Here is a 15,560-nt window from a genome sequence, read left to right as displayed (position 1 = left end):
CCGTCACGGCGGGCACGATCCGATCTCCCGGAGCGCTCGTCGCCGTCACGGCCGGTACGGCAGGACCCGGTCGTACTCGACGAGGAGGTGGCGCGGCCCGCGCAGCGTCGAGTTCGGGCGGTAGGGCGGCGGGTCGGTGACCAGGCGCGGGTTCACCAGCCGCTTCGCCAGCTCGCGCAGCGCGATCTGGGCCTCCAGGCGGGCCAGCGGCGCGCCGAAGCAGTGATGGATCCCCCCGCCGAACCCGAGGTGCTGGATGTAGGGACGGTCGGGGTCGAACCTCTCGGGATCATGCACGTGCGCGGGGTCGCGGCTGCCGGACGCGAGTGCCAGGACGATGCTCGACCCCTTGGGGATGGTGACGCCCGCGATCGTGATGTCGTCGAGGGCGACGCGTTGCGGCAGGAAGTGCACCGGAGGCTCGAAACGCAGCAGCTCCTCGACGGTGTGGATGATCAGGTCGGGTTCGTCGCGGATCCGTTCCATCAGCCCGGGGTTGCGCAGCAGGGTCAGCATGCCGTTGGTGATGAGGTTGACGGTGGTCTCGTGCCCGGCGACCAGCAGCAGCGCGGCGGTCGAGATCAGCTCGGTATCCGACATCGGGCCGTCGGGGCCCTCGTAGGTCGCCAGTCCGGACAGGACGTCGTCGCCGGGGTTCCTGCGGTGGGCCTGGGCGAGCTCCTCCAGGTAGGTCGCCAGCGCGAGCACGGCGGCCGTGCGGCGCTTGGCCCGCTCGTCCTGGTCGCCCTCGCCGGGGCCGAGGTTCTCGACGATCTCCTCGGCCCACCCGTGGAACCTGGGCTCGTCCTCGCGCGGCACCCCGAGCAGGCGGCAGATGACCGTGACGGGGAACGGGTAGGCGATGTCGTCGACGATGTCGGCCTGCGTCCTGCCGGCGACGCCGTCGATCAGATCCTTGACGACCTCGTGCAGCTCGCCGCGCATGTTCTCCACCACGCGCGGCGAGTGGGGCGGTCCGAAGTGCCGCATCGCCAGCCGCCTGAGCCGGTCGTGCTCGGGCGGATCGGTGCCGATGAAGGAGGGTGGCAGCGGCTCGCCGGGCGGTGGGTGAGCCAGCTTCCGCCTGTCCGAGCTGACGCGCGGGTCGTGCAGCAGCGCGACGATCTCCTCGTAGGTGCTGACGACGTAGCCGCCGTCCTCCAGCCGCGCCACGGGGGTCTCGCGGAGCTCGGCGTACAGCGGGTACGGGTTCGCCCGGTTGGTGAACTGGTGGATCTGCTCGTAGATGCTTGCCGGCTCCACGCAGGTGCCTCCCCTGTCCGGTGGTTCGTGAGTCCTACGGCTGCTGCCGTACGAGAGAGACGCGACGTTCGGCCGGGTCATGACCCGTCACCACCACGGTCGCGCCCGCCGCGGGCGCCATCCGCTGTGGCACCTCGGCAGGGACGGGCCGCATCTCGTCGGGCCTGCCGACCATGCGGTAGTCGGGCGGGAACGGTGTGGCCCGCTCGATGAGGTCCCGGTAGAAGTCCAGCCACATCGCCTGGTCGAAGGTGACCGCGGCGGTGATCCTGCCCTTGTATCCGTACACGGCGACGAACCGGCGCTCTTCCACCGAGCCCTGTGCGATCACGACCTCGTCGGCGATGCTCGTCACGCCGACCGACTTGATGTTGACGCCGAACTGGTTGGACCAGAAGACCGGCAGCGACAGGTGCGGCCAGCGATGAGCCTGGTCGCTGAGCATGTTGTGGGCGGCGATCTCCGCCTGGGCGACGGCGTTGCCCCAGTGCTCCAGCGACATGAACTGGTAGTGGTAGACCGGGTGCGGGAACCTGGCCACGTCACCGGCGACGAAGATGTCATCGGTGACCAGGCCGTTGATGTCGACGGCGCGGCAGCCCGCGTCGGTGGCCACCCCCCAGGGCCCTGCCGCGAGGCCCGAGCCTTCCAGCCATTCGACGTTGCGGACCGCGCCGAGCGCGACCACCGCCATGTCGGCCTCGACCGTGCCTCCGTCGGACAGCCGCGCGCCGGTCAGCCGTCCCTGCTCGTCCCCCACCAGTTCGGTGACCGTGACCCCGCAGCGCAGATCCACGCCCGCGTCACGTTGCATGCCGGCGGCGATGTCGCCGATCACCCTGCCGAGCGCGCCGACCAGCGGGGCGGGCCCCGCCTCGACGACGGTCACCTCCAGGTCCAGGCCGCGGCAGACCGACGCCACCTCCGAGCCGGTGAACCCGGCCCCGATGATCAGCACCCGGTTGACGCCTGCGGCCAGCCTCCTGCGCATCCGGTCCGCCTCGTCGAGCGTGCGCAGCACGTACACGCCGTCGAGCGCCGCCTCGGCCTCGTTGGGCCACGGCCTGGCGCGCGCGCCGGTGGCGATCAGCACCTTGTCGAAGCCGATCTGCCGGCCGTCGGCGAGGGTCACCTGCTTGGCGCCGATGTCGAGCCCTGTCGCGGGGGTTCCCGCCAGCCATTCGACCTCGATCTCCCGCAGGTGGGGAAGCATGGTGTGCTCGGCGTCCACCCTGCCGGTCAGCACCTGCTTGGACAGCGGCGGCCGGTCGTACGGCTGGTGCTTCTCGTCGCCGATGAGGGTCACCTTGCCCTTGAAGCCGTCCCTGCGCAGGACGCCCGCGGCCCTGCCTCCGGCGAGCGAGGCGCCGACGATGACGACGTGGCCGTTGCGCTTGAACTCCCCGTCGACGTCGCTGGTCGGATGGCGCAGCTCGGGCTCCACGGTTCTGTGCTGGGTGGCCATCCTGTCGACGTGGAGCGCCTGGACAGGGCAGGCCGCGGCGGCCCTCAGGACGTGCTCGCGCTGGGCGTCGTCAGGGTCGGTGTCGTACATGAGCGCCTCCTGGCCGTGCATCGTGAACACGTCCGGTGCCAGGAAGACGCACTGTCCGTAGCCCTGACAGCGCGTGAGATCAACGACAACCCTCACAGCCACTCCCCCGTCGATCCGGGCCGGCATACGCCACCGGGCCGATCTGTCACCCCCTTACCCGACTCCTTCTCGGCGATAAGCGACGAAGAGCCATGGAGTGGGTATTTTCGCGGTCAAGCGGACGCGCTCCGCCGCCGGTGGGAGGCGAGCAGGAAGCAGCCGACGACCAGGACCCAGACGGGGAACAGCAGCTCCGACCAGGTGACCGTGCTGACGACCAGCAGGAGCATCGCCCCGACGACGTAGCCGAGCGCGAGGAGCCAGCGGGGGAAGAGGCCCAGGCGGGCCGCGATGGTCGTGGTGATCAGTGTGAACACCGCGGCCATGCGCGGCGCGTACTCGGTGAGGAGGCTGATCGTGAGGTAGCGCCCGTAGTGGTGGAAGTCGCCCTGCCGGCCGGTGTCCTTCATCGCGTCGATCGCGTCCAGGTAGGCGCGTGCCGTCGCGCCGAAGACGAGCAGCAGCGCCACGTACAGCAGGCCCGCGCCGAGGAAGACGGTCGCGAAGAACCGGTCCTCGCGTTCGCCGATGAAGTCCCGCAGGGCGCCGGTGAACCACAGGAAGAAGATGCCGCCGTACGGCAGGAGCTCCAGCGCCACCCGGAGGGCCTGGCGGCTCGAGGTCCTGGCGAGATAGGCGGTCAGGTCGAGCGGGTGCTCGGGTATGGCCAGCCGCACCAGGACCATGGCGCCGCCCAGCAGCAGGGCGGCGAGGATCCCCGCCACCCCTGCGGCGCGAGGCGTCCTGAGCCGCTTCACCGGCGGCTCGACACTGCCCATGTGATCCTTCTTCCGGCGGCGGCACGTTCCGTCGGACGCTACGTATCCACTCACTACGGTGTGTAATCGCGACGCTCGCCGCGGTCATGCGAGGGCCGGGGCCCTGCCGCTCCGATGAACGCCAGGGCCAGGGGATGATCAGAACTCCTGCATGGTCTCGCAGCCGACCGGCCGGGGATCGACGGCCTTGTCGACGACGATCTCGTCGATGCCGAGCCCGCAGTTCAGGTCGCCGTCGGCGGCCAGGTCCTTGGCGAAGAGCCGGTCGTTGCCGCCCAGGCCGAACAGCTTGTCGCCGGCGCCGCCGCCGTCGTCGATGCGGTTGTTCGCGAAGTCGGCGCCGATCAGGACGTCGCCGCCGAGGGTGGAGCCGACGATGTTCTCCACGTCGTCCCTGACGTTGTCGGAGTCGATGTTGCGGCCGTCGTTGGCCTGGTTGTCCAGGCTCACCCGCACCGAGGAGTCGCTGCTCTTGTAGGAGACGGAGTCGAGGCCGGCGCCGCCGCTCCAGGTGATGGCTCTGCCGGTGGACGAGCCGGTGCCGGCGATGAGGCTGTCGTTGCCGTCCTGGCCGTTGACGACGCCCCTGAAGGAGACGCCGACGCTGAAGGAGTCGTCCATGTCGCCGAGGTTGGCGGTGAACTCCGTGGCGCCGGTGCCGCAGGTGACCGCGCGGGGGGTGAGCTGACGGCACCCGCCCTTGGGGGTGAGCGGCTCGGTGTCGAAGACGGCGATCTGGCCGTTGAAGACGGTGATGGACGCGCTGTTGATCCCTCCGGCCCCCGCCGTGTAGGTGATCTTCCCAGCCGTCAGGTCGACGGTCCCCGCCGAGGCCGCGTGGACGGGCCCGGCGACAGCGCCGATCAGCGCCGTGGAGACGGCGGCCAGCAGCGACAGCCGGGTCAGGTGCTTGGTGGTACGCATGGATCCTTGTCCTTGATCGTGATGGAGTCCCCCGATGGGACCTTCCGTCTGCGGACGGTCTCTCCATCGGCTTGCGCTCACATCAAAACGCCCCGGCTCTCCACGAAACACGCCAAAGGACACAGAGTTGATCATGTGCGTAGAAGGACACACAACGTCGCCCACGCGTCCGGCCGGACGACCGCCGGGACGGCCGAGACGGACACCTCGTCATCACCGCACGCGAGGACAACCCCGACGGCCGCTGTCGCATTAGCGACATGGCAGACAAACGGCAGGTCCTGAGGCTGGCGGGCAGAGCCCGCCATCGCCCACTCTCGTGATCACTAGTTGTTGATACGAGAGGTTCACCCCCCATGCACTGGTCCGCACATGTGGCGGCGGTGGGAGTATCCGCCGCCGCCCTGCTGAGCCCCCCGTCGCCAGCGGCGGCGCAGCCTGCCGCCTCCGGCGTCCACCGCGTCACCTTGATCACCGGCGATGTGGTGACTGTGAGGGAGTCGGAGCAGGGCAGGCGCGCGGTGGAGGTGAAGCCGGGGCCCGGCCGTGACCGGATGGGCTTCCACACCACCGAGGAGGACGGCGAGCTGCGGGTCCTCCCCGCCGACATGGTGCCCTACCTGGCGGCCAAGCGGCTGGACCCGAGCCTGTTCTCCGTCACCGGCCTGATCGAGCAGGGCTACGACGACGCGAAGACGGACAAGCTGCCGCTGCTGTTCGTCTACGACGGCATGGCCACCAGGACCGCGACTCCGCTGGAGAGCGTCAACGGGCGGGCCGTCTCGGCCGACAAGCGCACGATCGGCCAGTTGTGGAAGTCTCTGGACGAGGAGCGGGCGAGCCTGTCCCAGGGCGTGGCGAAGATCTGGCTCGACGCCAAGGTCAAGGTCTCGCTCGATCACAGCGTGCCGCAGGTGGGCGCGCCTGAGGCGTGGCAGGCCGGGTTCGACGGCAAGGGCGTCAAGGTCGCCGTCCTCGACACCGGAGTCGACGCCGCCCACCGGGATCTCGCGGGCCGGGTGAAGCAGACCAAGGTGTTCACCGGCGACGAGAGCGTGAACGACGCCCACGGGCATGGCACCCACGTGGCCGCCACCATCGCGGGCGGGGTCGGCAAGAAGGGCGTCGCCCCCGGCGCGGAGCTGATCATCGGCAAGGTGCTCGGCGACGACGGGTCAGGCACCCTGTCCGGCGTCATCGAGGGCATGGAGTGGGCCGCCGCCGAAGGAGCGTCGGTAATCAACATGAGTCTCGGCGGTGACGTCACCGACGGCACCGACCCGCTCAGCGTCGCCGTCGACAATCTCACCGAGCGGACCGGTGCGCTCTTCGTGGTCGCGGCGGGCAACGACGGCTCGGCCTACTCCGTGGGCAGCCCGGGAGCGGCCACCTCCGCGCTGACCGTCGGCGCGGTGGACGGCAAGGACGCCATCGCCGACTTCTCCAGCAGGGGTCCGCGTCTGGACGACGCGCCCAAGCCGGACCTCACGGCGCCGGGCGTCGGCATCGTCGCGGCCAGGGCGACAGGCACCGGCATGGGTCAGCCCGTCGACGAGCACTACACGGCCGCGTCGGGCACCTCCATGGCCACTCCGCACGTGGCGGGGGCCGCCGCCATCCTCAAGCAGCGCCATCCGGAGTGGAAGGCGGGGCAGATCAAGGACGCCCTGGTGGGCTCGGCCAGGACGGTGGCCGGTCAGCAGGTCGACGACGCGGGCGCGGGCAGGCTCGACGTGGCGCGCGCCCTGCGGCAGGGCGTGACGGCCACGGGCGTGGTCAACCTGGGCAAGCACCAGAAGGGTGAGGGGACGGGCACGGCCGAGGACACGATCACCTACACCAACGCCACGGCGGCGCCGGTCACGCTCGCGCTCTCCAGCACCCTCGAGGGCGCCGTGCTCAGCGCGCAGAGCGTCACGGTCGAGGCCGGCGGCACCGCCGAGGTCCAGGTCCGCGTGGACCTGGCCAAGCTGTCCTTCGGCAGGTACGGCGGGCACGTCACGGCGACCGCGGGAGCCGAGACGGTGCACACCACGCTGGCACTGACCTGGAAGGGACCGCAGCACACCGTCCGCTTCACCGCCGTGGACGCGGCGGGCAGGCCCACGAGCACCGACACCCTGTCGATGTTCGGCGCGTCGCAGCAGGACGACGTCTTCACCTGGGTGCCCGAGCAGGGCCTGACCGTGGAGGTCTCCGAGGGCACCTACATGACGCAGGCGATCAACCTGGCGAGCGGCTGGGGCCGCATGCACCCGCGCGACGGGCTCGTCGTCATCCCGGAGCTCAAGGTCGACCGCGACCTGGAGGTGGTCCTCGACTACCGCAGGACCAGCCCCGTCACCGTCAAGGTGAGCGAGCCGGTGGAGCAGGTGGGCATCTTCACCTACTTCACCCACCGCGCCTTCGGCTCGCGCAGAATCTCCCAGGGCGTCATGAACTTCGACGTCGTCGAGGGCCTCAACGTCTCACCGACCCAGCCGGTCAGCCAGGGCACGTTCGAGTTCGCCTCCCGCTGGCAGCTGATCGCTCCGAAGATCACCGCCCGGGTGGCGGGTTCCACCTACCCGATGGGCTTCCTGGGCGGCTCGCCCGGCCTGGAGGGCCGCCACCTGTGGCGGCTGGCCGAGGGAGCCGACGGCGCGCGCGGCAAGGTCGCCGTGATGGACTCTCCGGACTGGGAAGCCGGCGCCGAGGCCGCGGTGAAGGCGGGGGCGGTCGCCGCGATCATCGTGATGACCCCCGACGACGCGCTCGCACGTGGATGGAGCCCGGCCAACGTGAGGCTGCCCATCCCCGTCATGCTGATCGCCAACGACCACGGGCAGCGGCTGTTCGAACGGGTCAGGAAGGGGCACGCCCTGCTGGACATCAGCGGGACGATGGCCTCGCCGTACCTCTATGACGTCATGCAGGTCTCGGCCGGGCACGTGCCGGACACGATCGTGCACGAGGTGAGCGACCGCAACACCGCCCGCATCGACACGAAATATCAGGACGCGGGCGGGTTCGGGTGGGCCAAGGAGCAGCGGTTCGGCTGGCGGCCCTGGCAGGCCTACTCCCTGGGCAGCCAGATGGAGAAGCAGCGGATCGTGAAGGCGCCGTCGCGACGGGCCGAGTACGTCAGCGCGGACGGCTCGTTCTGGCAGCACCTGGTCAACCACCAGTACACCTGGGACGACATGAACCGGTTGCAGGACGGGCTGACCGAGCCGCCCCGCACCTACCAGCCCGGTCAGCGGGTCAGCGAGAGCTGGCACGCCCCCGTCGTACGGCCCGCCATCCCGGACTGGCTGGCTCCCTCCACCCGCACGGGCGACACCATGGAGATCCGCGTCCCCGAGTTCGTCGACGCCTCCGGCCACGTCTCCCGCGCGGGGGTCGACAATGACAGCGCCTCGGCCAGGTTCCTGAGGGACGGCAAGCTCGTGGAGGAACGCGACGCCGCCTGGGGCGCCTTCCCCGCCGTGCCGCAGGAGGCCGAGTACCGCCTGGAGCTGTCCACCAGGCGCACCTCCGAGGAGTGGACGACGGCGGTCGCGACCGAGACGGCCTGGACGTTCAGGTCGAAGCAGGGCCAGCAGGTGCTGCCGCTGCTGCAGGTCGACTACGACGTGCGGCCCGGACTGCTCGGCTTCGCCGTACGGCACCAGAAGGGAGTGAGTGGGCTGACCGCCAAGGACCTGCGGCTGGAGGTGTCCTATGACGACGGGGCGACCTGGCGCAGGCAGCCGGTCCTTCCGCTCGGCCATGGCCGCTACAGCGCGGTCGTCCTTCGCCCGCATCCGTCGCTGCGCGTCACCGCCACCGATTCCGGCGGCAACCAGGTCAGGCAGACGGTGATCAGGGCCTACTGACCGTCACAGCCAGTTCTCACGGGCGGCGTGCCAGGCCAGCTGCATCCTGGTCTGGGCGCCCGCCTGCTCCATCAGGTGGGTGATCCGGCGCTGGACGGTCCGCTGCGACACCTTCAGCTGCGTGGCGATCGACTTGTCGGGCACGCCCGCCACCAGCAGCGACAGCAGGTAGAGGTGGTCGGAGTCGAGCGGGCTGCCCGGTGTGGTGAGACTGACCGGGGTGGCCCGCTCCCAGAGGCTCTCGAACAGCGCCTCGAGCGCGTCGAGCAGGCTGCTCGGCCTGATCAGCGCCGCGGTGAGCTGGGTGAGCCCGCCGGTGTGCTGGATCAGCGGGAGCACGCCCAGCTCGCCGTCCGCGATCATCATCCGCACCGGCAGGGTGGGCAGGGCGCGCGCCTGCTCACCCAGCTTGATCCCGTCGGCGAGGTTGACCAGCATGCCGGGCTCCTCCAGCAGCGTCCCTTCGTAGATGACGCGGTAGCCGACCCCACGTCCCAGCGCGGCCAGCTCCTCGGTGTTCTCCTGTGAGGTCATCGCCACGTGCCCGGCCCTGCAGAGGCTGACGACCTCGTGCCGCGCGTTGTCCTGCAGCAGGCGCAACTGCTCGCGCAGCGCCGTCCTGCTGGTGATCACCTCGATCAGCTGGGCGGCCTCGCGGCGCCGCGAGTGGGCCAGGTACTCCCCCGTGAGCTGCTCCACGGCCTGCCTGGCCCGGTCCACCTCCTCCTGCCGCCTGTGCAGCCGGGCCGCGAGCGCAACGTCGGGCGCGACGGCGGTGAACCTGTCGGGCTCTCCTGGTACGGCTCGCGCCAGGCCCTTGGCGAGCAGGGAGCCGAGCGCCCGCCGCGCCGCCTCCCTCTCGACGCCGAGCTCCGCCGCCAGCTCGGCGGGCTCCACCCCGGCGGTTCTGACCAGCAGCCGGTAGGCGGCTTCCTCCTCGGCGCTCAGCCCCGCGGCGCTCAGCACGTCATCCGGGAGATCCGGTCGAGGATCTCCGGCGCGGGCGGGGCCTGGGCGGCGACGTCACGCCGCACGCGGCTCTCGCCGTCCTGGGTGGACGCTCCGGCGGCCGAGGGCACGCCCGCAGCGTGACGTGGCGCTTCGAGGTCATCTACCAGGACGGTGTGGTTCACCCGGCCATTGTAGGGATGCCGGTGCCGGTCCAGAGAGGTGCCTCAACCAGAGCCGCACCTCACGACCGGCCGGGCCTGCGGGCCGGAAAGGTGGCGGCAGTCCGCTTGGCTCCCGGACGGCGGCGAGGTAGGAGAGATCGGTCACCCCGGCGACTCTGGAGGAGCTCTCGAGACCTCCGTGACGTGAATCGTTTGTACGATCCCCACAACTCCGGCCGCGAAGCACGCTCAGTACCCCGCATGGCCGTATCCGAGGGCACCCGAGAGTATGGATACCGGTTGGGGCGGGACGGCCGCCGTGTTCATCGTCTTCGAAAGGCCCTCAGTGTTCAGTCGTGTCGCCATCGTCAACCGCGGTGAAGCCGCCATGCGGCTCATCCACGCCGTTCGGGACCTAGCCGCGGAGACCGGAACACGGATCGAGACCGTCGCCCTGTACACGGACTCCGACAGAACGGCCACGTTCGTCCGCGAGGCTGACATCGCCTACGACTTGGGTCTCGCCGCGAACCGGCCCTATCTCGACCACGCGGTCCTCAGGAAGGCCCTGGTCGAGACCGGCGCGGACGCGGCCTGGGTCGGTTGGGGCTTCGTGGCGGAGGACCCGGCGTTCGCCGAGCTGTGCGCCGAGATCGGCGTGACGTTCGTCGGCCCGAGCGCCGAGGCGATGCGCAAGCTCGGTGACAAGATCGGCTCGAAGCTGATCGCCGAAGAGGTCGGCGTGCCCGTCGCGCCGTGGAGCCGCGGACCGGTGGAGACGCTGGAGGACGCCAAGGCGGCGGCCGACCGCATCGGCTACCCGTTGATGCTGAAGGCGACCGCGGGCGGCGGTGGTCGCGGCATCAGGAAGATCTCCAACGCCGACGAGCTGACCCAGGCCTACGAGCTGACGCGTCAGGAGGCCGCGCGCGCGTTCGGCAGTGGCGTCGTGTTCCTGGAGCGCCTGGTGACGGGCGCCAGGCATGTCGAGGTGCAGGTCATCGCGGACGGTCAGGGCACCGCGTGGGCGCTGGGGGTGCGCGACTGCTCCGTGCAGCGACGCAACCAGAAGATCATCGAGGAGTCCGCCTCCCCTGTCCTCGACGCCGGGCAGGTCGCCGAGCTGAAGGCGTCGGCCGAGCGGCTCGTGCTCGCGGTGGGCTACCGGGGCGCCGGCACCATCGAGTTCCTCTACCACCCCGGCGAGCGGCTGTTCGCCTTCCTCGAGGTCAACACGCGGCTTCAGGTCGAGCACCCGATCACGGAAATCACCACCGGCGTCGACCTGGTGAAGGCCCAGCTGCACGTGGCGGCGGGCGGCAAGCTCGAGGGTGACGCGCCCGAGGAGTGGGGTCACGCCGTCGAGGCGCGCCTCAACGCCGAGGACCCCGACCGCGACTTCGCGCCCTCGCCCGGCCGGATCGCGCGGCTGGCGCTGCCCAGCGGCCCTGGCATCCGGGTCGACACCGGGTTCAGCGAGGGCGACGTGATCCCCGCCGACTTCGACTCGATGATCGCCAAGATCATCGCGCACGGCCGTGACCGCACGGAGGCGTTGGCCCGCCTGCGCCGCGCGATGGCGCAGACGACCGTCATCATCGAAGGCGGCGTGACGAACAAGAGCTTCGTCCGCCTGCTGCTCGACGAACCCGCGGTGATCGACGGCTCCGCCGACACCGGCTGGATCGACCGTGTGCGCGCCCAGGGTGCTCTCGTGTCGCACCAGCACTCCGCGATAGCCCTGATCGCCGCCGCCATCGAGGCCTACGAGGACGAGGAGGCGGTGACGCGCCAGCGCTTCCTGTCCACCGCGCACGGCGGCCGTCCGCAGGCCCAGCACGAGAGCGGTCGTGCGCTGGAGCTCAAGCTCCGCGACGTCGGCTACCGCGTCCAGGTCGCCCGCACCGGCGGCCACCGCTTCCGCATCGGCATCTCGGCGGGCGGCCCCGAGCACGCGGCCGACGTCGACATCGAGCGCTTCGACGAGCACAGCGGCCAGCTCACCGTGAACGGCGTTCGTTTCAAGGTCGTCACGAGCACTCACGGCCCGATCCATCTGGTCGAGGTCGACGGCATCACGCACCGCATCAGCCGCGACGAGGGCGGCATCGTCCGCTCGCCCGTGCCCGCGCTCGTGGTGGCCACGCCGCTGCAGGCGGGCGACGAGGTCGAGGCCGGCGCGCCGCTGCTCGTGGTCGAGAGCATGAAGATGGAGACCGTGCTGCGCGCGCCGTTCCGCGGACGTGTGCGGGAGGTCGCGGTGTCGGTGGGCAGCCAAGTGGAGGCGGGCGCCCGCCTGCTGCGCCTGGAGCCGCTGGGTGACGGCGACGAGGCGGCCGGTCCCGGGGAGGCGGCGGAGGAGGTCGAGCTGGACCTGCCGTCCGAGCCGGTGGACGTGCCCGCGGCCGCGCGGGCCGCACGTGGTCTGCAGGACCTGCGCAGCCTCCTGCTGGGCTTCGACATCGACTCGCAGGACGAGGGACGCCTGCTCGCCAACTACCTGGCCGCGCGCGCCGAGCTCGTCGCCGGGGGCGACCACGAGCTGGCCGGCGAGGTCGAGCTGCTGCGCCTGTTCGCCGACCTGAGCGAACTGAGCCGCAACAGGCCTGCGGGAGAGGAGTCGAAGTCCGACTCCTCGGTGCACAGCCCCCGCGAGTACTTCCACATCTACCTGCAGTACCTCGACCCTGAGCGGTCCGCGCTGTCGGAGAGCTTCCAGCAGCGCCTCACGCACGTGCTGTCCCGCTACGGCGTCGAAGGCCTGGACCGCACGCCGGAGCTGGAGGACGCGGTCTTCCGGATCTTCCTGGCCCAGCAGCGCGCCTCCGCCGACGTCGCCGTGGTGACGAGCCTGCTGCGCCAGTGGGTGAAGGAGGCCCCGCCCGCCGAGGCGGACCGCGTCACCGTCGGCCTGGCGCTGGAGCACCTGGTCTCCGCCACCCAGGTTCGCTTCCCCGCCGTCGCGGACCTGGCGCGCGGCGTCGTGTTCGCCTGGTTCGCACAGCCGCTGCTGCGCCGTAGCCGCGCGAAGGTCTACACGGCCGTGCGCAAGCACCTGCGCCACCTCGACCAGCATCCTGACGCGCCCGACCGCGCCGAGCGGATCTCCGCGATGGTCGCCAGCGCCGAGCCGCTCGTCCGGCTGGTCGGCCAGCGGATCGGCCGCGAAGGCACCGATCCCGTGCCGCTGCTGGAGGTGCTGAGCCGCCGCTACTACGGCAACCGCGCGCTGAGCGACATCCGGGTGAGCAAGGTGGCCGGCTGCACGTTCGTCGTCGCCGATCACCGCTCCGCGACCGGCAACGGCCGCGTCGTCACCACCGCGGTCGACTTCCCCGCGCTGGCCGAGGCGCTCAAGGCGGTCGGTGAGCTCGCCGGTGACGGCCGGCTGGTGGCCGATGTCTACCTGGCCTGGTCGGACGCTCCGAGCGACCCCGACGAGATGGCCGAGCGCCTGCGCGAGGTCCTGGCCGGGCAGGAGCCGTCAAACCGCGTGGGCCGTATCACCACGACCGTGGCGGGCAACGGCGGCGCCGTGACGCATCACCACCACTTCACCTTCCGCCCGTCCGCTGACGGCTTCGTGGAGGAACGGCTGCTGCGCGGCCTGCACCCGCGCATCGCCGAGCGCATGCAGCTGGAGCGGTTGCGCGACTTCGACCTCACCCGGCTGCCCTCGCCTGACGAGGAGGTCTACCTCTTCAGGGCCGCCGCACGGCAGAACCCGTCCGACGAGCGCCTGGTCGCCCTGGGTCAGGTGCGCGACCTGACCCCGTTGCGCGACGACGAGGGCAGGATCGTGGCGCTGCCCGCGGCCGAGGACATCCTGGTCACGTGCCTCGACGCGATCCGCCGAGCCAAGAAGCCCGGCGCGAAGACCTCCGCCACGAACCGGATCGTCATCTACGTGTGGCCACCGACCGACCTCTCCTCGGACGACCTGAACACCGTGGCGAAGCGCGTGTTGCCGACGACGGCGGGCGCGGGCCTGGAGGAGGTGCTGTTCCTCGGCAGACGCCGCGACAGCGCCACCGGCGAGATCGTCGACATCGCCGTCCAGATCGGCTACGACGTGGGCTCCGGCGTGCGGCTGTCCATCGTCCCGCCGCCGACCGAGCCCATCGAGCCGCTGGACGACTACCGCCAGGAAGTGCTGCGCGCGCACAGCCGGGGCACGCCCTACCCCTACGAGCTGACCGGCATGCTCGCCGGTCCGTTCGGCTCGTTCACCGAGTACGACCTGGACGAGCACGGGAAGCTGGTGCCGGTGAACCGGCCCAAGGGGCGCAACACCGCCGCGATCGTCGCGGGGGTCGTCAGCACGCCCACGCCGCGCCACCCGGAGGGCATGACCCGCGTCGTGCTGCTGGGCGACCCGACGAAGGCGCTCGGCGCGCTGTCCGAGCCCGAGTGCGCCCGCGTGATCGCCGCGCTCGACCTGGCCGAGCAGATGCGGGTGCCGCTGGAGTGGTTCGCGCTCTCCGCGGGGGCCCGGATCTCGATGTCGTCCGGCACCGAGAACATGGACTGGGTCGCGGCCGCGCTCAAGCGGATCGTGACCTTCACCCAGGACGGCGGCGAGATCAACGTCGTGGTCGCGGGCATCAACGTCGGTGCTCAGCCGTACTGGAACGCCGAGGCCACGATGCTCATGCACACCAAGGGCATCCTGGTGATGACGCCCGACTCCGCGATGGTGCTGACGGGCAAGCAGTCGCTCGACTTCTCCGGCGGGGTGTCGGCCGAGGACAACCACGGCATCGGCGGGTACGACCGGATCATGGGCCCGAACGGCCAGGCGCAGTACTGGGCGCCGGACATCCGCGCTGCGCGGGACGTGCTGATGTCGCACTACGACCACAGCTACGTCGCGCCGGGCGAGAGCCGGCCGCGTAAGACGGTCACCAGCGACCCGGTGGACCGCGACGTGTCGACCTTCCCGCACGCCGCGCCGGACAGCGACTTCACGACGGTGGGTCAGATCTTCTCCGCCGAGTCCAACCCGGACCGCAAGAAGCCGTTCGACATTCGCACGGTCATGCGCGCGCTGTCGGATCAGGACCACCCGGTGCTGGAGCGGTGGGCGGGCATGGCCGACGCCGACACCGCGGTGGTCCAGGACGTCCATCTCGGTGGCCGGCCGGTGTGCCTACTGGGCATCGAGTCCCGCTCCGTGCCGCGTCGCGGATTCCCTCCCACCGACGGCCCCGACACCTACACCGCCGGCACCCTGTTCCCGCGGTCGTCCAAGAAGGCCGCCAGGGCGATCAACGCCGCCAGCGGGAACCGTCCGCTGGTCGTGCTGGCCAACCTGTCGGGGTTCGACGGCTCGCCCGAGTCGATGCGCAAGCTGCAGCTGGAGTACGGCGCGGAGATCGGCCGCGCGGTGGTGAACTTCAAGGGACCCATCGTGTTCTGCGTGATCTCGCGCTACCACGGCGGCGCGTTCGTGGTGTTCTCCAAGGCGCTCAACCCGAACATGACCGTGCTCGCGGTCGAGGGCTCGTTCGCCTCGGTACTCGGCGGTGCTCCGGCCGCCGCGGTGGTCTTCGCCCGCGACGTCGACAAGCGGACCGGCAACGACCCCCGCGTGCTCGCGCTCGCCGCCCGAGTCGCGGAGGCGCCTGCGGCCAGGCGGGCCGCGTTGGCCGCCGAGCTGGCCGAGCTGCGGGCGTCGGTGCGGGCCGAGAAGCTCACCGAGGTGGCCACCGAGTTCGACCGCGTGCACAGCATCCAGCGGGCGGTCGAGGTCGGCTCGGTGGACGCGATCATCAGCTGCGCCGAGCTGCGGCCGCGCATCATCGAGACGGTCGAGAAGAGCCTCACCCGACAGTCCTGACCCGGGCCTGAAGCCGGACGCCCGCTCCTTTTCGAGGCAGGCGTCCGGCTTCTCGCGTTCTGGCGAAGCGTCCGGGTCGCCGCCGCGGGCACGGCACGGATCACGGGGCCCGCCTGGCCGGCGACGGGGCGC

Annotated in this window: 8 protein-coding genes; 2 read left to right on the top strand and 6 right to left on the bottom strand. The window is 71.0% G+C overall.

From position 1 onward, the window contains the following. Positions 1-45: 45 nt before the first annotated feature. The 4 genes from ABFX50_RS40190 to ABFX50_RS40175 all read right to left on the bottom strand — a co-directional run bounded on the left by ABFX50_RS40190 (position 46) and on the right by ABFX50_RS40175 (position 4,620). Complete coding sequence (locus tag ABFX50_RS40190; RefSeq protein ID WP_346154176.1) at positions 46-1,263, bottom strand: cytochrome P450; 1,218 nt, start codon at positions 1,261-1,263, stop codon at positions 46-48. A gap of 34 nt (positions 1,264-1,297) precedes the next feature. Further along, positions 1,298-2,914, bottom strand: coding sequence for an FAD-dependent oxidoreductase (locus tag ABFX50_RS40185; protein WP_346154175.1), 1,617 nt, complete (start codon positions 2,912-2,914; stop codon positions 1,298-1,300). 116 nt (positions 2,915-3,030) lie between these two features. After that, on the bottom strand, positions 3,031-3,696 hold the full coding sequence (locus ABFX50_RS40180; RefSeq protein WP_346154173.1) for a hypothetical protein: 666 nt from the start codon (positions 3,694-3,696) through the stop codon (positions 3,031-3,033). 138 nt (positions 3,697-3,834) lie between these two features. Next, a complete protein-coding gene (locus ABFX50_RS40175; RefSeq protein ID WP_346154172.1) occupies positions 3,835-4,620 on the bottom strand; it encodes a hypothetical protein in 786 nt (261 codons plus the stop codon). Positions 4,621-4,976: 356 nt separating this feature from the next. On the opposite strand from ABFX50_RS40175, the gene ABFX50_RS40170 reads away from it, so the two are divergent. Next, positions 4,977-8,477 carry a S8 family peptidase gene (locus ABFX50_RS40170; protein WP_346154170.1) on the top strand — a complete coding sequence of 1,167 codons (3,501 nt, stop codon included), beginning with the start codon at positions 4,977-4,979 and terminating at the stop codon, positions 8,475-8,477. Positions 8,478-8,480: 3 nt separating this feature from the next. On the opposite strand, the gene ABFX50_RS40165 is transcribed toward ABFX50_RS40170, so the two are convergent. Beyond that, complete coding sequence (locus ABFX50_RS40165; RefSeq protein WP_346154168.1) at positions 8,481-9,443, bottom strand: helix-turn-helix domain-containing protein; 963 nt, start codon at positions 9,441-9,443, stop codon at positions 8,481-8,483. Further along, positions 9,437-9,610, bottom strand: a complete 174-nt coding sequence (locus ABFX50_RS40160) for a hypothetical protein (RefSeq protein WP_346154166.1) — start codon at positions 9,608-9,610, stop codon at positions 9,437-9,439. Before ABFX50_RS40160 ends, ABFX50_RS40165 begins: the two co-directional genes overlap by 7 nt. A gap of 325 nt (positions 9,611-9,935) precedes the next feature. On the opposite strand from ABFX50_RS40160, the gene ABFX50_RS40155 reads away from it, so the two are divergent. Further along, positions 9,936-15,428, top strand: coding sequence for an ATP-binding protein (locus ABFX50_RS40155; protein WP_346154164.1), 5,493 nt, complete (start codon positions 9,936-9,938; stop codon positions 15,426-15,428). The last annotated feature ends 132 nt before the right edge of the window (positions 15,429-15,560 follow it).

It is taken from the genome of Nonomuraea recticatena (assembly GCF_039533245.1).
In the GTDB taxonomy this organism is placed as follows: domain Bacteria; phylum Actinomycetota; class Actinomycetes; order Streptosporangiales; family Streptosporangiaceae; genus Nonomuraea; species Nonomuraea roseola.
The sequence above is the reverse complement of the archived record's forward strand: the minus strand, read 5'-3'. Positions and strand labels throughout refer to the sequence as shown.